Below are 20,403 nucleotides of genomic sequence, written 5' to 3' on the forward strand. Positions count from 1 at the left end.
ACGGCCATTGTGGACCGGTGGCGGGCCGGGGCGTCCAGCGAGTTATCCACAGGCTGAGGGGTCGGCCGCCGCGCGGTGTCGGTGCGGCGAGGCAGGATGGATGCCATGTCCAGTCGCAGCAGTCTCGACGCGTTCTCCCCGGCCACCCGCGCGTGGTTCACGGGGGCGTTCAGCGAGCCCACCGACGCCCAGGCCGGGGCGTGGTCGGCCATCGCCGAGGGCTCCGACGTGCTGGTCGTCGCGCCGACCGGTTCCGGCAAGACGCTGGCGGCCTTCCTCGCCGCCCTGGACCGGCTGGCCAGCACCCCGCCGCCCGCCGAGGCCCGCCGCAGGTGCCGGGTGCTGTACGTGTCGCCGCTGAAGGCGCTCGCGGTGGACGTCGAGCGAAATCTGCGCAGCCCGCTCGCCGGGCTGCGGCAGGAGTCGGTACGGCTGGGACTGCCGGAGCCCGAGGTCCGGGTCGGCATCCGCTCGGGCGACACGCCTCCGGCGGAACGGCGGGCGCTGGTGACCAGGCCGCCGGACATTTTGATCACCACCCCCGAATCGCTGTTCCTGATGCTCACCTCCGCCGCGCGGGAGGCGCTGAGCGGGGTCGAGACGGTGATCCTGGACGAGGTGCACGCGGTCGCGGGCACCAAGCGCGGGGCGCATCTGGCGCTCTCCCTGGAGCGGCTGGACGAGTTCCTTGACCGGCCCGCCCGCCGGATCGGGCTGTCGGCGACCGTCCGGCCGGTGGACGAGATCGCCCGCTATCTGTCGCCGCGCCGCAAGGTGACGATCGTCCAGCCGCCGTCGCAGAAGCGGTTCGACCTGTCGGTGGTCGTGCCGGTGGAGGATCTGGGCGAGCTGGGCGGCTCCCCGGTGGCCGAGCACACCGGGCCGGCGGCGGGTCCCGCCGAGCGGGCCTCGATCTGGCCGCATGTGGAGGAGCGGATCGCCGACCTGGTGCAGGCGCACCGCTCCACGATCGTCTTCGCCAATTCGCGCCGTCTGGCGGAGCGGCTGTGCAATCGGCTCAATGAGATCGCCTACGAGCGGGCCGAGGGCGAGGCTCTGCCCGAGGCGCACTCCCCCGCCGAGATCATGGCCCAGTCCGGCGCGGCCAAGGGCACGCCGCCGGTGCTGGCCAGGGCACACCACGGCTCGGTGTCCAAGGAGCAGCGGGCCCTGGTGGAAGAGGACCTGAAGGCGGGGCGGCTGCCCGCGGTCGTCGCGACCTCCAGCCTTGAGCTGGGGATCGACATGGGCGCGGTCGATCTGGTGGTGCAGGTGGAGTCGCCGCCCTCGGTCGCCTCCGGTCTGCAACGGGTCGGGCGCGCGGGGCACCAGGTGGGAGCGGTCTCCACCGGGGTGGTCTTCCCCAAGTACCGCGGTGACCTGGTGCAGTCCGCCGTGGTGACCGAGCGGATGCGGCAGGGCGCGATCGAGTCGCTACGGGTGCCCGCGAATCCGCTGGACGTGCTGGCCCAGCAGATCGTGGCGATGACCGCGCTCGACACCTGGGACGTGGACGACCTGCTGGCCCTGGTGCGGCGTGCGGCGCCGTTCTCGGCGCTGCCCCACTCCGCCTACATCGCGGTCCTCGACATGCTGGCCGGGCGCTACCCCTCGGACGCCTTCGCCGAGCTGCGCCCGCGCCTGGTGTGGGACCGGGTGGCGAACACGGTGACCGGACGCCCCGGCACCCAGCGGCTCGCCGTCACCTCCGGCGGCACGATCCCCGACCGCGGGCTGTTCGGGGTGTTCCTGGCGGGCTCCGACCCGAAGAAGGGCGGCGGCCGGGTCGGGGAACTGGACGAGGAGATGGTGTACGAGTCCCGGGTCGGGGACGTCTTCACCCTGGGCACCACCTCGTGGCGCATCGAGGACATCACTCGCGACCGGGTCCTGGTCTCGCCCGCGCCGGGAGTGCCGGGACGGCTGCCGTTCTGGAAGGGCGACCAGCTCGGCCGCCCGCTCGAACTCGGCCGTGCGCTGGGCGCGTTCCTGCGCGAGGTGGGCGCGCTGGCACCGGAGCGGGCCAGGGAGCGGCTGACGGCGGCCGGTCTCGACACCTGGGCGACGGACAATGTGCTGTCGTATCTGGCCGAGCAGCGGCAGGCGTGCGGTCATGTGCCGGACGACCGGACGATCGTGGTCGAGCGGTTCCGCGACGAGTTGGGCGACTGGCGGGTCGTCATCCACTCCCCCTTCGGCGCGCAGGTGCACGCGCCGTGGGCGCTGGCGCTCGGCGCGCGGCTCCAGGAGCGCTACGGCCTGGACGCCCAGGCGATGCACGCCGACGACGGGATCGTGCTGCGGCTGCCGGACGCCGACTTGATGGGCCTGGACCTGCTGGACTCCGATCCGGTGCTGCGCGGAGCGGAGTTCGACCCCGAGCAGTCGCCGGTGGGCGCGGCGGATGTCGCGTTCGACAAGGGCGAGGTCGAACAGCTCGTCACCGATCAGGTGGGCGGCTCGGCCCTGTTCGCCTCCCGGTTCCGCGAGTGCGCCGCCCGCGCCCTGCTGTTGCCGCGCCGCGACCCCGGAAAGCGCACCCCGCTGTGGCAGCAGCGCCAGCGAGCCTCGCAACTGCTCCAGGTCGCCTCGGAGTTCGGCTCCTTCCCGATCGTCCTCGAGGCGGTCCGCGAATGCCTTCAGGACGTCTTCGACGTGCCGGGTCTGGTGGAGCTGATGGGCGACATCGAGGCCCGCAGGGTGCGGCTGGTCGAGGTGACCACACCCGAGCCCTCGCCCTTCGCCCGCTCGCTGCTGTTCGGCTATGTGGCGCAGTTCCTCTACGAGGGCGACTCGCCGCTGGCGGAGCGGCGGGCCGCGGCGCTGTCGCTGGACTCGCGGCTGCTGGCGGAACTGCTGGGCCAGGCGGAGCTGCGCGAGTTGCTGGACGCCGATGTCCTGGCCGAGTTGGACACCGAATTGCAGTGGCTGACCGAGGACCGGCGGGTGAAGAGCGCCGAGGGGGTCGCGGATCTGCTGCGGGTGCTCGGACCGCTGACCGGCGCGGAGTTGGCCGCGCGGGGCGCGGAGCCGGGTTGGGCGGAGGAGCTGGAGACGGCAAGGCGGGCGATCCGGGTGCGGATCGCCGGGGCGGAACACTGGGCGGCGGTCGAGGACGCGGGGCGGTTGCGGGACGCGCTCGGTACGGCGCTGCCGGTGGGCGTGCCGGTGGCGTTCACCGAGCCGGTGAAGGACCCGCTGGGGGATCTGCTCGCCCGGTACGCGCGCACGCACGGGCCGTTCACGACCAAGGAGGCGGCCGGGAGATTCGGCCTGGGCGCCGCGGTGGCGGACGGGACGCTGCAACGGCTGACGGCGGCGGGCCGTACGGTGCAGGGTGAATTCCGGCCGGGCGGCGCGGGCCAGGAGTGGTGCGACGCGACGGTGCTGCGGCGGTTGCGGCGCCGCTCGCTGGCCGCGCTGCGGCAGGAGTTGGAGCCCGTGCCGCCCGCCACGCTCGGCGTTTTCCTCCCGCAGTGGCAGCACGTGGGCACGCACAGCCTGCGCGGTCCGGACGGGCTGGTGCGGGCCGTGGAGCAGTTGCAGGGCGCGTCCGTACCCGCGTCGGCGCTGGAGAAGCTGGTGCTGCCGTCCCGGGTGACGGGCTACAACCCGGCGATGCTGGACGAGTTGACGGCCTCCGGCGAGATCCTGTGGGCCGGGGCGGGCGCCCTGCCGGGCAAGGACGGCTGGGTGTCGCTCTACCTCGCCGACAGCGCCCCCCTGCTGCTGCCCGCCCCGCAGCCGTTGGAGCTGTCCCCGCTGCACGAGGCGGTGCTGGCCGCGCTGTCCGGCGGCTACGGTCTCTTCTTCCGGCAGATCGCCGAGCAGGTGCGCGCCGCGGGGCAGGACACCACCGATCCCCAACTGGCCGACGCCGTCTGGGACCTGGCCTGGTCGGGACGGCTCACCAACGACACCCTGTCGCCGCTCAGGGCGCTCCTCGGCTCGGGCCGCACGGCGGGTTCCACCGCGCACCGGGCACCGCGGGCCGTGCCGCGCGGTCGGTACAGCTCGCTGGCGACCCGCGCCCCGCGTGCGACGGCGTCCCGTTCCGGTCCGCCGACCACCGCGGGCCGCTGGTCCCTCGTACCGTCCGCCGAGCCCGACCCGACGCTGCGGGCGCACGCCCTCACCCACACGCTGCTCGACCGGCACGGCGTGGTCACCCGGGGCGCGGTGGCCGCCGAGGGCGTCGCGGGCGGCTTCTCCGCGGCCTACCGGGTGCTCGCGGCCTTCGAGGAGACCGGGCAGGCCCGGCGCGGCTACGTGGTGGAGGGACTGGGAGCGGCCCAATTCGCCATGGACGGCGCCGTCGACCGGCTGCGCGCCCTGAGCACGGCGCGCGACCGCGAGGAGGAGCACGCCTCCCGCGCCCGTACGGTGGTGCTCGCCGCCGCCGACCCCGCGAACGCCTATGGCGCGGCCCTCCCCTGGCCCGAGCAGCCCGCGGGCGTCACCCACAAACCGGGCCGCAAGGCCGGCGCCCTGGTCGTCCTCATCGACGGAGAGCCCGCCCTCTACGTCGAGCGCGGCGGCAAGACGCTGCTGGCGTGGCCCGACGACGAGATACGTCTCCAGGCCGCCGCGGACGCGCTGGCGCTGGCCGTCCGCGAGGGCGCGCTGGGCCGCCTCACGGTGGAGCGGACCAATGGTGAGTCGGCCCTCACCTCGCCCCTCGGCCGTGCCCTGGAAGCCGCGGGCTTCCACGCCACTCCGCGGGGCCTGCGCCTGCGGGACGGCGGATAGAGCCCGGTCGGACGCAGGGCGGCGGAAGCAGCGGGCCACTGCGTGGGGCAGTCGTGGCGGGCCGGGACCTCGACCTGGCCCCCAGGGAGTCGCCCCGGTCTGCGGGCCGCCCGGACGCACCCGCCGCCGGGTGCGTCTCGCCCCGCCCTGGGCGACCGGTCGCGGGCTCGCGGCAGCCGGTCGCCCGCCCCGGCGGGGCGGGGACCGGCGAGGGGGCTGGGGCCGGGGCCTGCGTCAGGTCGCGGCGCGGAGTTGTTGGGCGATGGCGTCGAAGCCACGGCGTTCGGCGTGCTGGAGAGGGGTGACGCCGTCGGCGTCGGGGAGGGAGGGGGAAGCGTGGGCAGCGAGGAGAAGTCGGACGATTTCCTGGTGGTCGGCGCCGCCGTCGCCGAGGATGACGGCTTCGAGGAGGGCGGTCCAGCCGAGGCGGTTGACGTGGTTGACGTCGATGTCGGTCTCGGCGAGGACGGCGCGGACGTAGGCGACGTGGCCGCGTTCGGAGGCGGGGATGACGGAGACGCCGCCGTAGCGGTTGGTGAGGGTCAGGTCGGGGTGCGCGGGCAGCAGGGCGCGCATCATCTCGACGCTGCCGGTCACGCCGGTGACCAGCCAGGGGGTGTCCTGGCGGTAGTCCCGCGCGTTGGGATCGGCTCCGGCGGCGACCAGCCTGCGGGCCGCCTCGGGGTGGTCGGCGAGTGCGGCGAGCAGCAGCGGGGTGCGCCGTTGGTCGTCGCGGGTCTTGATGTCCGCGCCCGCGTCGAGCAGGGCGGTCACCTGCTCCGCGTCGCCACAGTGGGCGGCGTCCAGCAGCCTGGTGTTCAGGTCGGCCATGCCGGTGTCTCCTCCTTCTCCGGAAAGCTTCTCCGGGTTTTCCGGGTGTTCCCGCTTCTCCGGGTTCTCCCGCTTCTCCGGCTTCTCCGGTGCTTCGGGCTTCCCGCACGTCTCATGTCTGTCGGGCGCCGGGGTGAGTGTCCTCCCGCCCGTCGGCCTTCAATGGCCGAGCGTTGCCGCTCCCGCCCGGGCGAACTGCTCGTCCTGGTCCCCGCTGGGCGCGCCCGCGACGCCGACGGCCGCGACGGGCCCGCTCTTGGCCGTGACCGGAACGGCGCCCGCGAGGAAGAGCGTGCCGGGGATGTCCTTGAGCTGCGGAGTCTGCTGGAGGCGCTGGGAGAGTTCGGAGGTGGGGGCGTTCCAGGACACGGCGGTGTACGCCTTGCGGTCGGCGGACTCGTACGACTGCGGTCCCGCGCCGTCGCCGCGCAGGGTGACGACGGTGTTGCCGTCCCGGTCGACGACAGCGACGGTGACGTGCTGGCCGGCGCGGTTCGCGGCGTCGAGGGCCGCCTGCGCGGCCTTCGTCGCGGCGGCGGTGGTGAGCCGGTCGACCGGACGGGTGTCCTTGCCGTTCGCGGCGGCGCTCGCCGAGGCGGGGGCGGCCTTGCCGGACGCGGCCGGGGCGGCGGCGGTCGCGGAGACGGCTCCGAAGGTGGCCGCGCCGACGGCTGCGACGGCCACGGCACCGGTCAGGACGCGGGTACGGGAGGACATCTTCTTCATGGACGTTCCAACTCCTCGGGTCTGCGGGACCGCCTTCGCGTTCCCGCCTCTGCCTTCGATCCTCGGGCCGGACCGGGGCCGCGCCGGTCCGCGAGACGGATCGTGCGCGCGGGCATGATGGAGGACAGGCGGGTCATCCGATCGGTCGATGCGCGGGCCGTTCCGGCAGGTCACGCTGCGAATGGCGGCCGGTCACCGGGTCGCCTCCCGTACCGCTCGCAGCGCACCGACCTCGCCCTCGACCAGGAGCCCCGATGCACAGCTCGCCGCCGCCCGGCCAGGACCGGGACGCGCCCCCGGTCCCGACCCCGGAGCCGAACCGGACGCCGGAGCCGAACCGGAGGCCGCAGCCGGAGCCGGAATCGGAATCGGAATGGGAGCTGAGGCCGGAGCCCGCATCGGAGCGGGACCCGGAGCCGAGCCCCGATCCGGACGGCTGGTGGCTGGCGGCGGTCATGAACGGCGCCTTCGTCGTCCTCCTCGCGGGCGCCCTCATCCGCTTCGTCGACCGGCACCCGGACAGCGGTCGCCTGCCGTGGGTGATCGGGCTGAGCGTGGCGCTCACGGTCCTCCAGTTCGCGGGCCGTCGGCCCGGACGGCGACGCGAACCGCTCCCCCGCAGGTGGGAGCTGGCACGCCTCGCCGCCCTGGTCGCCTGCTGGACCGTCGTCGTCCTGCTGGCGCCGAGCTTCGCCTGGTGCGCCGTTCCACTCATCTACACGGGCCTGCGGTCGCTGCCGACCCGGGCGGCCGTGGCGCTCGTGGCGGTGCTCGCCGTACTCGTCGTCATCGCGGAGTTGCGGCTGGCGGACGGGACGGACCCCAATCTGGTGCTGCTGCCACCCGCCGTCGCCACCCTCGCCACCGCCGTCTTCGTCCACATGCGGCGGCAGACCGGCCGTCAGCAGGCCCTCATCGACGACCTGGTGCGCGCCCGCCGCGAACTGGCGGCCACCGAACGGCGCGAGGGCACCCTCGCGGAACGGCAGCGGCTGTCGATGGAGATCCACGACAGCCTCGCGCAGGGCCTGTCCAGCCAGCGGATGCTGCTCCAGGCCGCGGACCGGATCTGGGAGACGGCACCGGACGCCGCCCGCGGCCACGTCCGTACCGCCACCGCCGTGGCCGAGCAGAATCTCGCCGAAGCACGCCGCTTCGTGCACGACCTCGCGCCCGCCGCGCTCGTCGGACAGGATCTGGACGACGCCCTGCGCGCGCTCGCCGCGCAGCACTCCGAAGACTCTGACCGCTCCGAAAGCTCTGACCGCTCCGAAGGCTCCGACCACTCCGAAGGCTCTGCCGACTCCGAGCGCGCTCCGCGCTCCCGGCCGTCGGCCCTCACGGTCCGCTGCCACGTGGAGGGCGCGCCCGTGCCGCTCCCGGACCGTACGCGGTCGGCGCTGCTGCGGATCGCGCAGGGCGCGCTCGCCAACACCGCGGAGCACGCCGGGGCCGCCCACGCCACGCTCACGCTGACGTACCTCGACGACCAGGTGCTGCTCGACGTCTCCGACGACGGGCGCGGCTTCGATCCGGCCGCCGTCGCCGCCACCGGGGTACGCGGCCACGGGCTGCCCGCCATCCGCGCGCGGGTGGGCCAGCTCGGCGGCAGCCTGAGCATCGAGTCCGCCCCCGGCGAGGGCACCGTGCTGTCCGTCGCCGTCCCCCTCGAAGCCCTGGAGGCCGCGCCGTGACCGAGATCCGACCCGTCCGTCTCGTGGTCTGCGACGACCACGCCGTGGTGCGTGCCGGACTGATGGCGCTGCTGGCCAGCGCGGACGGCATCGAGGTGGTGGGCGAGGCGGGCAGCGGCGAGGAGGCCGTCGCGATGGCCGCGAAGACGCGGCCGGACGTGGTCCTCATGGACCTCCAGCTCGGTCCGGGCATCGACGGCGTCGAGGCAACCCGCCGGATCGCCGCCGCAGCGGCCCACGCACCGGCCGAATCCGTTCGGCCGGAGACGCCCGGAACAGCCGCCACGCCCGGGACAGGCGCCACGCCCGGAGCAGCCGCCGCGCCCGGAACAGGCACGGCGCCCGGCGGCCCGTACGTCCTCGTCCTCACCACGTACGACACCGACGCCGACATCACCCGCGCCATCGAGGCGGGCGCGACCGGCTACCTGCTGAAGGCCGAGCGCCCGGAGGAGCTGTTCTCCGCGATCCGCGCCGCCGCGCAGGGCCGCACCGCGCTGTCGCCGCCGGTCGCGGGGCGCGTGATGGCCCATATGCGCGCGCCGGGACCGCAGTTGACCGCCCGTGAGCGCGACATCCTCGGCCAGCTCGCCCGCGGCCTCGGCAACCGCGACATCGCCCGCGCCCTGTTCATCAGCGAGGCCACCGTCAAGACCCACCTCGGCCGGATCTACGACAAGCTCGGCGTCGACACCCGCGCGGGCGCGGTGGCCGCGGCGACCGAACGCCGCCTGCTCGGCTGATCCCGCACCAGAACCCCCAGCACCCCGCCCCCAGGGGCGCGCCGAAACCGCCGCCGCCCCGACGTGACCCCCGCCCCCGCCCCGCGTCATCATGGACAGATGCCCGAGGGAGACACGGTCTGGCTGACGGCCCGCCGACTGCATGACGCGCTGGCGGGGCGCGCCCTCGTGCGGGCCGACCTGCGGGTGCCGCAATTGGCCACGGCCGATCTGACCGGCCGCCGGGTCCTCGAAGTGGTGAGCCGCGGCAAGCACCTCCTCACCCGGCTGGACGGCGGCGCGACGCTCCACTCGCATCTGCGGATGGAGGGCTCCTGGCACCTGTACGCGCCCGGTGAGCGCTGGCGCGGCGGTCCCGCCCACCAGATCAGGGCGGTGCTGGAGACGGAGCACAGGACGGCCGTCGGCTACCGGCTGCCGTTACTGGCGCTGCTGCCGACCGCGCAGGAGTCCGAGGCCGTCGGCCACCTGGGCCCCGATCTGCTCGGGCCCGACTGGGACCCGGCGCGGGCGCTGGCGCGGCTGATCGCGGAGCCGGAGCGGGAGATCGCCGAGGCGCTGCTCGACCAGCGCAATATGGCGGGGCTCGGCAATGTGTACGTGGTCGAGCTGTGTTTTCTGCGCGGGGTGACACCGTGGACGGCGGTCGGCGACGTCAGGGCGCCGGAGAAGGTGGTCGCGCTGGCGAAGCGGCTGCTGGAGGCGAACAAGGAGCGCCCCGGCCACATCACCACGGGCGATACGCGGCGCGGCCGTACGCACTGGGTCTACGACCGGGCGAACCGGCCGTGTCTGCGCTGCGGCACCACGGTCAGGACCGACCGGCACGGCAGGGCGGACCAGAGCCGGGTCGCGTACTGGTGCCCGAGCTGCCAGAAAGGTCCGCCCCCGCGCGGCAATTGACGCACCGTCAGATACGGTCGTACGGTCGGACGCATGACGGTCACGGCGTACGACCTCAGCGGGCGGGTCGCCCTGGTCACCGGAGCGGCGAGCGGGATCGGCCGGGCCAGCGCGCGGTCGCTGGCGTCAGCGGGCGCGGTCGTGGTGTGCGCGGACCGGGACGAGCCGGGGGTACGCGAGACGGCGGCGCTGATCGATGAGGCCGGCGGGCGGGCCGAGCCCAGGGCGCTCGACGTCACCGACAAAGCGGCTATCGCCCGGACCGTCGCCGGCATCGTCCGGGACCACGGCGGCCTCGACATCTTGGCGGCCGTCGCCGGGATCATGCACAGCAGCGGCGTCCTCGACACCAGCGACGACGACCTGGACCGCGTCCTGGCGGTGAATTTCCGCGGGGTGCTGCACTGCGCCCAGGAGGCGGCCCGCGCGATGGCCGACCGCGGCGGCGGCAGCATCATCACGATGTCGTCCAGTGCGATCGACACGGGCGCGCGCGGCCTGCTCTGCTACAGCGTGTCCAAGGCGGCCGTCGTCCAGCTCACCAAGACCCTCGCCACCGAGCTGGGCCCGCTCGGCATCCGCGCCAACACCGTGGCTCCCGGCTTCATCCGCACCCCGATGACCGCGCACTACGGCACCGGCGCGGACGGGGTGTTCGACGAGAGGGCGCAGGCCCGCGCCGAGGAGTCGCTGGCACGCATGTCCCCGCTGGGCCGGGTCGGCAGGCCCGAGGACGTGGCCCCGGCCGTGCTCTACCTCGCCTCAGACGCCTCCGCCTTCGTCACCGGTCAGATCCTCCGCCCCAACGGCGGGGTGGCCATGCCCTGGTAGGACGCATCCCCGGAATCCGGCGTCGGGCGACAGCCGTCCGGTCCGCACCCGTTCCATCGGCCCCCGCGGAAAGGACGGCCCGTCCGCGTCACCCGCTACGGCCGCCCGCATCCGCCGCTTCACCGTCGGCACCGCGTGCAGCGGTATGAGCCCGAGGCTCCAACCGCCCGCAGCCATCGCGCCCTCCCACGACCCGACGGCCTCCGGCCGTATCCACAGCCGCAGCACCGCCCACCACCACAGCAGCCCGCAGGCGAGCGCGAACAGAACGGCGGCGGAGCGTACGCCCCGGCCGGATCCCGTACGGCGGACGCCGGATTCAGCACCGCGGCCCGCGAATCCCCTACCGCGGACCGGAGAACCGTCCGGCGTCTCCCGGCCCGGCGGCCGTACCGATGACCGGTGCCGTGACCGGCCCCGTGACCCGTCCCATGACCGGCCCCCCACCCGGTCCGTGGCCTGGAGCACGAAAACTCGCAGTGCGCGCATGGCCGCCTCCTTCGGACCCCCGAGGTTGCGGCGGGAGGCCGCCCGCGGCGGGTCCCGTACTCAGGTGCGATGCCCTGCCGCCAAGATCGCTAGCCGCGCGCCGGCAGGCCCCGGGCAACGTTCACCCGAAAGGGTCGCCGCACGGCCACGACCAGCTGCGACATATGCACGCAAAGCGACATTCCGGCCGTGCGTCAGACGTTCTCGGCCTGGAACATCCAGTGGAACTTCTCGATGTCGGCGGTGATCCCGATCAGGATGTCCTGGCTGACCGGATCGGGCTGCTCGGTGGTCTCGATCCGCTCGCGCATCCGCACGATCACGGCGTCCAGCGCGGCGACCAGGATCTCGACGACCTCGGTGTCCTTGACCCAGCCGTCGGTCACCGTGTCGATCCCGCTGGTCTCGGCGACCGTGCGGGCCCGCCCGTCGGGCGTCACGCCGATCGCGGAGGCCCGCTCGGCGACCGTGTCGGAGTGCAGCCGGGCGGTGTCGACGACCTCGTCGAGCTGGAGATGGACGGAGCGGAAGCGCGGGCCGACGACATTCCAGTGCACCTGCTTGGCGAGCAGCGACAGGTCCAGGAGGTCCACCAGGGCGCCTTGCAGCGCGTCTCCGACGGTCTTCCGGTCCGGCTCCGACAGCGGGCTCTTGACGACAGTCATGCGGTTCTCTCCTAGCGGATCGACACCATGAGGTCCGTTTCGCCCCCCTTGACCCTCCCCGCCTACCCTGCCTCGGGCTCGCACACATGGCAAAAGCACGAACAACAGCACGGACGAAAGCACGGCACGAAGCACGGCGGGAGAAGGCCGGAGGAACGGCCGAATCCCGGCGGACGTACGGGCACACGCCGACGGCCCCGACCGGGAGCGAGCCGGTCGGGGCCGTCGGAACAAGCAGATCAGAAGGCTAGGCGGCGACCACGTCGACAGCCTCGGCAGACTTCTTGGGCGCCTTGATAGTGATCCGTTCGTCCGGTGTGGACGTCATGGACGTGACAGAAGTGACCGCACCCAGCAGGGGCCGCATCGGCGCGGCAGTGGTCTCGGACGCCGCCGACTGTGCCAGCTCGGCAAGCGACAGATCGTCACTGACCTCCCGCATCACCTCGGACATAGGAACGTCCAAGGCGTCGCAGATCGCCGAGAGCAGCTCGGATGACGCTTCCTTCTGCCCCCGTTCGACCTCTGACAGATAGCCCAGGGAAACCCGGGCGGACGAAGAGACCTCACGCAGGGTGCGGCCCTGGCGCTGGCGCTGCCGACGCAGCACGTCACCAAGCAGGCGACGGAGCAGGATCATCGGTGGCTCCCTCCTCGGACCGCGAATCCGCATCCTCTTCGCCCCACCGTACCGCCTCGGGCACCGGCCGTGCGGGGAGCGATGTCGTGTTCACTCAGGGCTGCAAACATCCCTTCCCCCCGTGTTCTTCCCTATCCTTCGCCTCCGGACTCTTCTCGGGGCGGGTCTTCCTCAGCTCCGAGGTCAGCAGTTCGAATACGGCGGCCACGGTCGCCCGCCGGATCTCCGTACGGTTGCCCGACAGCCTGAGCGCGGCGCCCACCGCACCGCCGGGACCCGCGACGGCCACGAACACCGTGCCCACCGGCTGCCCGTCCTGCGGGTCCGGCCCCGCCACACCGGTCGTCGCGGCGCCCCAGTCGGCGCCGAGCCGGTCCCGTACGCCCTCGGCCATCTCGCGGGCCACCTGGGCGTCCACGGCGCCGCGCGCGGCCAGCAGGGCCGCGTCCACGCCGAGCAGTTCGTGCTTGAGGGCGGTCGCGTACGCCGTCACCGAGCCGCGGAAGGTCCGGGAGGCGCCGGGCACCCCGGTCAGCTCCGCGGCCACCAGACCGCCGGTCAGGGACTCCGCGACGGCCAGCGTCCGGCCGCGCTCGTCCAGCAGCCGCAGTACCTCCGCCGCGTCCGCCCGCCCAGCGGCGGTCATACGCCCTGCGGTCGCTCGGCCCCGGCCTCGGCCTCCAGCTCGACGCCGGCCACGGAATCCGCCGCGGTCGCGCCCGCCGGAGCGCCCGCCGGAGCGCCCGCCGGAGCTTGGGCCGGAGCGGCGGCCGCTTCCGCGACCGCCTCGGAGGCCGCCGCGACCGCGGCGCGCTCCGCCGCCAGTCCCGCGCGCCGCAGGACGACCGCCTGCCGTACGTAGTCGAAGCCGGTGGCGACGGTCAGGACGACCGCGGCGCCCATCATCCAGGCCCGTACGGTGGCCAGCGGGCCGGTCAGGATCAGGACGTACATGCCGACGGCGATGCCCTGTGTGAGCGTCTTGAGCTTGCCGCCCCGGCTGGCGGGGATCACGCCGTGCCTGATCACCCAGAACCGCATGGCGGTGATGCCCAGCTCGCGGAAGAGGATGACGACGGTGACCCACCAGGGCAGGTCGCCGAGGGCGGACAGGCCGACGAGCGCCGCGCCCATGATCGCCTTGTCGGCGATGGGGTCGGCGATCTTGCCGAAGTCGGTGACCAGGCCGTAGCGGCGGGCCAGCTCGCCGTCGAAGAGGTCGGTGATCATCGCGACGGCGAAGGCGGCCCAGGCGAAGGAGCGCCAGGCCGGGTCGTGCCCGTCGCCGTGCACGAGCAGCAGCACGAAGCCGGGGACCAGGACCAGCCGGGCCATCGTGAGCATGTTCGCGATGTTCCACAGGTCGGCCTTGGGCAGCACCGGGTCCCCGAGGTGGTCGGGGGCCGAGGAGGCCGGGGCGGCGGGCGCGGGGGCTCCGGTCATCTGCCCACCTCCTGCAGGCCGCGCGGGGCGTCGGTCACGCCCCCCGCGGCACTCGCGGTCCCGGTCGTATCCTCAGGAATCTCGGGAATCTCAGGAACCGCCGGAATCCCAGGAACCGCACGGCTCGCCGGAACCGCCGGGACGTCCAGCGGCTCCGCGATCAGGTCCACGCCCTCGGTCGCCGTCACCTTCGCCATGACGAAGGTCCCCGGCAGCGGGGCGGGAGCGCCGTCGGGCACCGCCAGCACGACCTGCCCGTCGGTCTCCGGCGCCTGGTGGTCGGCCCGGCCGGTCACCTCGCCGGTCTCCTCGTCCACCGCCTCGACCAGCACCCGTACGGTCGCGCCCAGCCGCTCCTCCGCGCGCTGCGCGGTCAGCTCCTCGGCCAGCCGCGAGACCCGCGCGAGCCTGGCGGCGACCACGTCCTCGTCGAGCTTGTCGCCGAAGGTGGCCGCCTCCGTACCGTCCTCGTCCGAGTAGCCGAACACGCCGATGGCGTCCAGCCGCGCGGAGCCCAGGAACCGTTCCAGCTCGGCCAGATCGGCTTCCGTCTCGCCGGGGAAGCCGACGATGAAGTTCGAGCGGACACCCGCCTCCGGGGCCTTGGCCCGGATGGTGTCCAGCAGTTCGAGGAAGCGGTCGGTGTCGCCGAAGCGGCGCATGGCGCGCAGCACGGCGGGCGCGGAGTGCTGGAAGGACAGGTCGAAGTACGGAACGACGCCCGGAGTTCCGGTGAGCGCGTCGATCAGGCCGGGGCGCATCTCGGCGGGCTGGAGGTAGCTGACCCGGACCCGCTCGATGCCGTCGACCGCCGCCAGCTCCGGCAGCAGCGTCTCCAGCAGGCGGATGTCGCCGAGGTCCTTGCCGTACGAGGTGTTGTTCTCGCTGACCAGCATCACCTCCTTGACGCCCTCTCCGGCCAGCCAGCGGGTCTCGCCGAGGACGTCGGAGGGGCGGCGGGAGATGAAGGAGCCGCGGAAGGACGGGATCGCGCAGAAGGTGCAGCGGCGGTCGCAGCCGGAGGCGAGCTTCACGGAGGCGACGGGTCCCGAGTCCAGGCGGCGGCGCAGCGGCGCGCGCGGGCCGGAGGCGGGCGCGACGCCCTCGGGCAGATCGGCGGGCGCCTGGGCCGCGAAATCCTCGGAAGCCTCAAGAGCGCTCACGGCGGCCTCGACCGGCTCCTCGCCCGACGTCCCGTGCCCCTGCGCGTGCCCCGGCAGCGCCACACTCGCCGCCTGCCGCTCGGCCGGGCTGATCGGCAGCAGCTTGCGCCGGTCGCGCGGGGTGTGCGACGCGTGGACGCCGCCGGCCAGGATCGTCCGCAGCCGGTCGGAGATGTCCGCGTAGTCGTCGAAGCCGAGTACGCCGTCCGCCTCGGGCAGCGCCTCGGCCAGCTCCTTGCCGTACCGCTCGGCCATGCAGCCGACCGCGACGACGGCCTGGGTGCGCGCCTGCCCCTTGAGGTCGTTGGCCTCCAGCAGCGCGTCCACCGAGTCCTTCTTGGCCGCCTCGACGAAGCCGCAGGTGTTCACGACCGCCACATCGGCCTCGGAGGCGTCGTCGACCAACTGCCATCCGTCCGCCGCCAGCCGGCCGGCGAGTTCCTCGGAGTCCACCTCATTGCGGGCGCAGCCGAGCGTGACAAGAGCGACGGTACGGGGTTCGGGCATACGCTCAGCGTACCCGGCCATGTCGCCGCCGCCCCCGCGCCACCGGTGCTCGCGGTGGTGCCGGGACGGCGGGGAAGCACAATTCAGCCCTGCGTGGGGTCACCCGGCGTGTAGGTGAGACGCACCACCTGGCCGTCGGTGCCCGCGGCGCCGAGGTCCTTGCCGTTGACGAAGAGCTTGACGGCGCCCGCGTTGCCGACGACGAGCTTGATCTTCTTGTCGTCGGTGAAGGTCTGGGACTCGCCCTTCTTCAGCGACTTCTGGAAGAGCTGCTTGCCGTTGCCGTCACTGGCCTGGACCCAGCTCGTGCCGCTCTCGGCGCTGATCTTGACGGTGACCTTGCCGGGCGGGGCCGCGGCGATGGCGCTGTCGGTCGGGTCCGTCTTCGGATCGGCGCCGTTGCTCTGCGGCGACTGGGTGACGGCGGGCGCGCTGGTGGTCGCGGACGGGCTCGGGGAGTTCGCCGCGGTCTTGTCGCCGCCGCTGCCGCCAGTGAAGACCGTGAAGCCGACGAAGCCCACCACGGCGACGATCGCCGCGACCATGGCCGCCGTCCAGTTCGCCCGGCGCGGCTCCGAACGGATCTTCTGCGCCTCGTAGAGCGGCGCGACGGGAGCGGGCGCCTCCTCGCCGATGTGCTCGGCGACGTACTGCTCGACCAGCGGTTCGGGGTCGACGCCGACGGCGCGCGCCAGGGTCCGGATATGCCCGCGGGCGTAGACGTCGCCGCCGCACCGCGAGAAGTCGTCCTGTTCGATCGACTGCACGATCGGGACGCGCACCCGCGTGCTGGTGCTGACCTCGTCGATGGAGAGCCCCGCCGCGATACGGGCCTGGGCGAGGGCGTGACCGACCGAAGGCCGGTCTTCGGAGGGCGAGTTGCCGACGGACACGAGGGCGCCTTTCGAGGGTGCAGCCACCTGCTGGAAGTTCAGTCTAGGGGGGGTACGAAACGCGGCGGCAACCGGACGATCACTTTTTGTCCGCCATCAGGATTGCCATCGGGATCGCGGTCGGGGTTGCCATCGGGATCGCGGTCAGGATCGTCGTCGGAAGCCGACAGGTTCACCCGTGTGCATCGATACGAGCCCCCCTGTATCAACTTGACGTACGAACAGGAGAAACGGTTGCCCCAACACATTCCCCGAGTCCCGTGACTTACGCATTTCCGTGGGCCGTCCGGGCCCCCGGTACGTACAGGACCGGCCGTTCCCGCGCGCTCGACCTGCCGACGCCCGGCTCAGGACCGGCCGCTCCTACGCTCCCCCGCCGCGGATCTCGGCGAGGACGTCGTCCAGCTCGTCGGCCTTCACCATCACGTCGCGCGCCTTGGAGCCCTCGCTGGGGCCGACGATGCCGCGCGACTCCATCAGGTCCATCAGCCTGCCCGCCTTGGCGAAACCGACCCGCAGCTTGCGCTGGAGCATCGACGTGGAGCCGAACTGGGTGGAAACCACCAGCTCAGCGGCCTGGCACAGCAGATCCAGGTCGTCGCCGATCTCCTCGTCGATCTCCTTCTTCGGGCCGCTGCCGACCGTGACGTCGGAGCGGTAGCTGGGCGTGAGCTGCGCCTTGCAGTGGTCGACGACCTTGGCGACCTCGTCCTCGGTGACGAAGGCGCCCTGCATACGAATCGGCTTGTTCGCGCCCATCGGCAGGAAGAGCCCGTCGCCCTTGCCGATCAGCTTCTCGGCGCCGGGCTGGTCCAGGATGACGCGGCTGTCGGCGAGCGAGGACGTCGCGAAGGCGAGCCGGGAGGGCACATTGGCCTTGATCAGACCGGTCACGACATCGACGCTGGGCCGCTGGGTGGCCAGCACCAGGTGGATGCCCGCGGCGCGCGCGAGCTGCGTGATGCGGACGATGGAGTCCTCCACGTCACGCGGCGCGACCATCATGAGGTCGGCCAGCTCGTCCACGATCACCAGCAGATACGGATACGGCGTCAGCTCGCGCTCGCTGCCCTCGGGCGTCTTGGCCTTGCCCGAGCGCACGGCGGCGTTGAAGTCGTCGATGTGCCGGAAGCCGTACGCGGCGAGGTCGTCGTAGCGCAGGTCCATCTCGCGCACCACCCACTGGAGGGCTTCCGCGGCCCGCTTGGGGTTGGTGATGATCGGGGTGATCAGGTGCGGGATGCCCTCGTACGCGGTCAGCTCGACGCGCTTGGGGTCGACCAGCACCATCCGGACCTCGTCGGGGGTGGCGCGGGCCATCACCGAGGTGATCAGGCAGTTGATGCAGGAGGACTTGCCGGAGCCGGTGGCGCCCGCGACCAGGACGTGCGGCATCTTGGCGAGGTTGGCCATCACGTAGCCGCCCTCGACGTCCTTGCCGAGCGCGACGGTCATCGGGTGGTCCTCGCCCGCGGCCTCCGCGGAGCGCAGCACGTCGCCGAGGTTGACCATCTCGCGGTCGCTGTTGGGGATCTCGATGCCGACCGCGGACTTGCCGGGGATCGGGCTGATGATCCGGATGTCGGGGCTGGCGACCGAGTAGGCGATGTTCTTGGCGAGCGCGGTGATCCTCTCGACCTTGACCGCGGGGCCCAGCTCCACCTCGTAGCGGGTGACCGTCGGGCCGCGGGTGAAGCCGGTGACGACCGCGTCGACCTTGAACTCCTTGAACACCTGGCCGAGCGCCGCGACCACCGCGTCGTTGGCGGCGCTGCGGGTACGGCCGGGGCCGCCGCGCTCCAGCAGGTCCAGGGAGGGCAGCGCGTAGGTGATGTCGCCGGAGAGCTGGAGCTGTTCCGCGCGGGGCGGCAGCGGCGGTCCCGTGGTCTCGGGCGACTTCTTGGTGAGGTCGGGGACGCCGCCGGACTCCGCGGGGACCCCGCCGGACTCCTCCGGGGTGTCCTCGGCGCGCGCGGCCGGCACCGGCTTCCTGATCCGGCTGGTGAGGTCGGCGACCAGCGGGGAGGGCTGCACACCGTGCAGCACCGCGCCGTCCAGCGCGGCGGCGGCAGCGGCGGCCACGTCCACCGCGTCCCTGCCGTCCTCGTCCCGGTCGCCGGGCAGCGCCTCGGAGCGGCGCCTGGGGCGGCGGCGCGGCTTGGGCTCGTCGGCGCCCGGGTCGCCCCCGGCCGCGGACGCGACGGCGGAGCGCTCGTCGGGGTCGGTGTCGCTGTCGACGTCGTAGGGCTCCGCGGCCGATTTGCCGAAGCGGATCGGCAGCCGCCGTACGGGCGACTCGTCGGTGGTGGCGGCGGTGCGGGGGTCGTCCTCGTCCTCGAAGAACTCCTCCAGCGGGACCGCCTCGGGGTCCGCGGGCGCCTCGTACACGCCGAGCCGGGTGGCGGCCTGGCGCAGCCGCTGCGGGATCGCGTTCACCGGGGTGGCGGTGACCACGAGCAGGCCGAAGCCGGTGAAGAGCAGGAGCAACGGGACGGCGAGCACCGAGCCGACGGTGTAGACGAGCGGGGAGGCGGCGGCCCAGCCGAGCAGGCCGCCCGCGTCGCGCATCGCGGTCGCGCCCTCGCCGCGGCCGGGGGCGCCGCAGGCCAGGTGGACCAGGCCGAGCGCGCCGATGACGAGGGCGGACAGGCCGATCACGATCCGGCCGTTGGCCTCCGGCTGTTCCGGATGGCGCATCAGGCGTACGGCGACCGCGCCGAGCAGGAACGGCACGAGCAGATCCAGGCGGCCGAAGGCACCGGTGATCAGGACCTCGACGAGGTTGCCGACCGGGCCCTGGAGGTTGGACCAGGTGCCCGCGGCGACCACCAGGGTCAGGCCGAGCAGGAGCAGCGCCAGGCCGTCCTTGCGGTGCGCGGGGTCCAGGCCGCGCGCGCCGCGCCCTATGCCGCGGAAGACGGCGCCCACGGTGTGCGCCAGGCCGAGCCACACGGCGCGCGCCATGCGGAAGAGCCCGCTGGTCGGCGACGGTGCGGGCCGGGGCGCGGGTCTGGCCGCCGCTGCCTTCTTGGCGGGCGGTCTCCCCGCGGCGCTCTTCGCGGCGGCGGGCTTCTTCGCCGCGGTCTTCTTGGCCGCAGGCTTCGCCGGGGCTTTTTTGGCGGTGCCGGACGTACGTGAGGCCATGGTGCCGAGGTTACCGCCCTTGTGATCGGGTGACACGCGTGCCTGAGAGTACGCCCGTTCGTGTCGTCCGGCCGGGGCCGGGGACTGACGCGACGTCAAAAGCGGCGCGCGGCCTTCCCCGTACGGCTCACTCCTGATTCGGCAGCTTGACGACGCCGTTGCCGGTGCCCGGTTCGAGCGCGTCCAGGGCGCGGCGCAGGCCGGTCAGCTTGCGCTCCAGGTGGGCGGCGGTGGCGACGGCCGCGGCGTCCGCGGACTCGTCGAGCTGCTTGGTGAGCGCCTCGGCCTGCTCCTCGACGGCGGCCAGCCGCGCGGACAGTTCGGCGAGCAGCCCCGCGGGTTCGCCCGCGCCCCGTCCCCTGCCGTTGGCGCCCGCGGCGGACGGCACGCCCTGTTCCAACTGGAGCCGCAGCAGCGCGGCCTGCTCCCGGAGCTGGCAGTTCTTGGTGTAGAGGTCGACGAAGACCGACACCTTGGCGCGCAGCACCCACGGGTCGAACGGCTTGGAGATGTAGTCGACCGCGCCCGCCGCGTACCCCCGGAAGGTGTGGTGCGGGCCGTGGTTGATGGCGGTGAGGAAGATGATCGGGATGTCCCGGGTCCGCTCCCGCCGTTTGATGTGCGCCGCGGTCTCGAACCCGTCCATGCCCGGCATCTGGACATCGAGCAGGATCACCGCGAAATCATCGGTGAGCAGCGCTTTCAGCGCTTCCTCCCCGGACGATGCCCGTACCAGCGTCTGATCGAGCGCAGAGAGGATCGCCTCAAGCGCCAGCAGATTCTCCGGCCGGTCATCGACCAGGAGGATCTTGGCCTTCTGCACCATGGCCCGCCCTCCTCGCCCCGGCACTACACCGGTCGCCGCCCCCGGGGACGACTCCGTCGTGCCGCCCGTCCTTGTGCCGGTCATGGTAGCCGCACCCCGCCGTTCGCCACACCCTGTCACCGCCAGGTCACTCAACACGTACCGCAAACGTAGGCG

General features: G+C 73.3%; 14 protein-coding genes and 1 pseudogene. 5 read left to right on the top strand and 10 right to left on the bottom strand.

Features of this window, described 5'->3' with window-relative positions:
* The first annotated feature begins 105 nt into the window (after positions 1–105).
* Complete coding sequence (locus ACZ37P_RS36050) at positions 106–4,749, top strand: ATP-dependent helicase (protein WP_467350635.1); 4,644 nt, start codon at positions 106–108, stop codon at positions 4,747–4,749.
* 234 nt (positions 4,750–4,983) lie between these two features.
* Here the strand turns inward: ACZ37P_RS36050 and ACZ37P_RS36055 are convergent, their stop codons facing one another.
* Positions 4,984–5,580, bottom strand: coding sequence for an ankyrin repeat domain-containing protein (locus ACZ37P_RS36055; RefSeq protein ID WP_467350637.1), 597 nt, complete (start codon positions 5,578–5,580; stop codon positions 4,984–4,986).
* Positions 5,581–5,739: 159 nt separating this feature from the next.
* On the bottom strand, positions 5,740–6,306 hold the full coding sequence (locus ACZ37P_RS36060; protein WP_467350638.1) for a GlcG/HbpS family heme-binding protein: 567 nt from the start codon (positions 6,304–6,306) through the stop codon (positions 5,740–5,742).
* Between the two features lie 254 nt (positions 6,307–6,560).
* Here ACZ37P_RS36060 and ACZ37P_RS36065 point away from each other — a divergent pair, with 254 nt between their 5' ends.
* From ACZ37P_RS36065 to ACZ37P_RS36080, 4 genes are all read left to right on the top strand, one after another.
* Positions 6,561–8,000 (top strand): histidine kinase, encoded by a 1,440-nt coding sequence (locus ACZ37P_RS36065; protein ID WP_467350640.1) that lies wholly within the window; start codon positions 6,561–6,563, stop codon positions 7,998–8,000.
* A gap of 62 nt (positions 8,001–8,062) precedes the next feature.
* Positions 8,063–8,743, top strand: coding sequence for a LuxR C-terminal-related transcriptional regulator (locus ACZ37P_RS36070; RefSeq protein ID WP_467350660.1), 681 nt, complete (start codon positions 8,063–8,065; stop codon positions 8,741–8,743).
* Positions 8,744–8,842: 99 nt separating this feature from the next.
* Positions 8,843–9,646 (top strand): Fpg/Nei family DNA glycosylase, encoded by an 804-nt coding sequence (locus ACZ37P_RS36075; RefSeq protein ID WP_467350642.1) that lies wholly within the window; start codon positions 8,843–8,845, stop codon positions 9,644–9,646.
* A 33-nt stretch (positions 9,647–9,679) separates the two neighbouring features.
* Complete coding sequence (locus ACZ37P_RS36080) at positions 9,680–10,477, top strand: SDR family NAD(P)-dependent oxidoreductase (RefSeq protein WP_391052274.1); 798 nt, start codon at positions 9,680–9,682, stop codon at positions 10,475–10,477.
* Positions 10,478–11,160: 683 nt separating this feature from the next.
* Here ACZ37P_RS36080 and ACZ37P_RS36085 read toward each other — a convergent pair.
* From ACZ37P_RS36085 to ACZ37P_RS36120, 8 genes and pseudogenes are all read right to left on the bottom strand, one after another.
* The gene (locus tag ACZ37P_RS36085; RefSeq protein WP_355338135.1) at positions 11,161–11,631 is read right to left on the bottom strand and encodes a Dps family protein; all 471 of its coding nucleotides are present in this window, start codon (positions 11,629–11,631) and stop codon (positions 11,161–11,163) included.
* Positions 11,632–11,878: 247 nt separating this feature from the next.
* Positions 11,879–12,271, bottom strand: a complete 393-nt coding sequence (locus tag ACZ37P_RS36090; RefSeq protein WP_355338132.1) for a helix-turn-helix domain-containing protein — start codon at positions 12,269–12,271, stop codon at positions 11,879–11,881.
* Positions 12,272–12,365: 94 nt separating this feature from the next.
* On the bottom strand, positions 12,366–12,917 hold the full coding sequence (locus tag ACZ37P_RS36095; protein WP_467350645.1) for a CinA family protein: 552 nt from the start codon (positions 12,915–12,917) through the stop codon (positions 12,366–12,368).
* Positions 12,914–13,714: a CDP-diacylglycerol--glycerol-3-phosphate 3-phosphatidyltransferase gene (pgsA, locus tag ACZ37P_RS36100; RefSeq protein WP_467350647.1), complete on the bottom strand. Its 801-nt coding sequence runs from the start codon at positions 13,712–13,714 to the stop codon at positions 12,914–12,916. Before pgsA ends, ACZ37P_RS36095 begins: the two co-directional genes overlap by 4 nt.
* 146 nt (positions 13,715–13,860) lie before the next feature.
* Positions 13,861–15,384 (bottom strand): annotated as a pseudogene (gene rimO / locus ACZ37P_RS36105) (30S ribosomal protein S12 methylthiotransferase RimO); the annotation flags it as partial.
* An 83-nt stretch (positions 15,385–15,467) separates the two neighbouring features.
* The gene (locus tag ACZ37P_RS36110) at positions 15,468–16,277 is read right to left on the bottom strand and encodes a helix-turn-helix domain-containing protein (protein ID WP_188286150.1); all 810 of its coding nucleotides are present in this window, start codon (positions 16,275–16,277) and stop codon (positions 15,468–15,470) included.
* Between the two features lie 363 nt (positions 16,278–16,640).
* Positions 16,641–19,421 carry a DNA translocase FtsK gene (locus ACZ37P_RS36115; RefSeq protein ID WP_467350648.1) on the bottom strand — a complete coding sequence of 927 codons (2,781 nt, stop codon included), beginning with the start codon at positions 19,419–19,421 and terminating at the stop codon, positions 16,641–16,643.
* 127 nt (positions 19,422–19,548) lie between these two features.
* Positions 19,549–20,247: a response regulator gene (locus tag ACZ37P_RS36120; protein ID WP_188286139.1), complete on the bottom strand. Its 699-nt coding sequence runs from the start codon at positions 20,245–20,247 to the stop codon at positions 19,549–19,551.
* Positions 20,248–20,403 lie beyond the last annotated feature (156 nt).

Source organism: Streptomyces sp. NPDC024632 (assembly GCF_055559175.1).

Coding starts and splice junctions, on each gene's coding strand:
- ACZ37P_RS36050 (WP_467350635.1), top strand. CDS start 106: ATGTCCAGTCGCAGCAGTCTCGACGCGTTCTCCCCGGCCACCCGCGCG.
- ACZ37P_RS36120 (WP_188286139.1), bottom strand. CDS start 20,247: ATGGTGCAGAAGGCCAAGATCCTCCTGGTCGATGACCGGCCGGAGAAT.
- ACZ37P_RS36065 (WP_467350640.1), top strand. CDS start 6,561: ATGCACAGCTCGCCGCCGCCCGGCCAGGACCGGGACGCGCCCCCGGTC.
- ACZ37P_RS36060 (WP_467350638.1), bottom strand. CDS start 6,306: ATGAAGAAGATGTCCTCCCGTACCCGCGTCCTGACCGGTGCCGTGGCC.
- ACZ37P_RS36075 (WP_467350642.1), top strand. CDS start 8,843: ATGCCCGAGGGAGACACGGTCTGGCTGACGGCCCGCCGACTGCATGAC.
- ACZ37P_RS36115 (WP_467350648.1), bottom strand. CDS start 19,421: ATGGCCTCACGTACGTCCGGCACCGCCAAAAAAGCCCCGGCGAAGCCT.
- ACZ37P_RS36080 (WP_391052274.1), top strand. CDS start 9,680: ATGACGGTCACGGCGTACGACCTCAGCGGGCGGGTCGCCCTGGTCACC.
- ACZ37P_RS36055 (WP_467350637.1), bottom strand. CDS start 5,580: ATGGCCGACCTGAACACCAGGCTGCTGGACGCCGCCCACTGTGGCGAC.
- pgsA (WP_467350647.1), bottom strand. CDS start 13,714: ATGACCGGAGCCCCCGCGCCCGCCGCCCCGGCCTCCTCGGCCCCCGAC.
- ACZ37P_RS36090 (WP_355338132.1), bottom strand. CDS start 12,271: ATGATCCTGCTCCGTCGCCTGCTTGGTGACGTGCTGCGTCGGCAGCGC.
- ACZ37P_RS36070 (WP_467350660.1), top strand. CDS start 8,063: ATGGCGCTGCTGGCCAGCGCGGACGGCATCGAGGTGGTGGGCGAGGCG.
- ACZ37P_RS36095 (WP_467350645.1), bottom strand. CDS start 12,917: ATGACCGCCGCTGGGCGGGCGGACGCGGCGGAGGTACTGCGGCTGCTG.
- ACZ37P_RS36085 (WP_355338135.1), bottom strand. CDS start 11,631: ATGACTGTCGTCAAGAGCCCGCTGTCGGAGCCGGACCGGAAGACCGTC.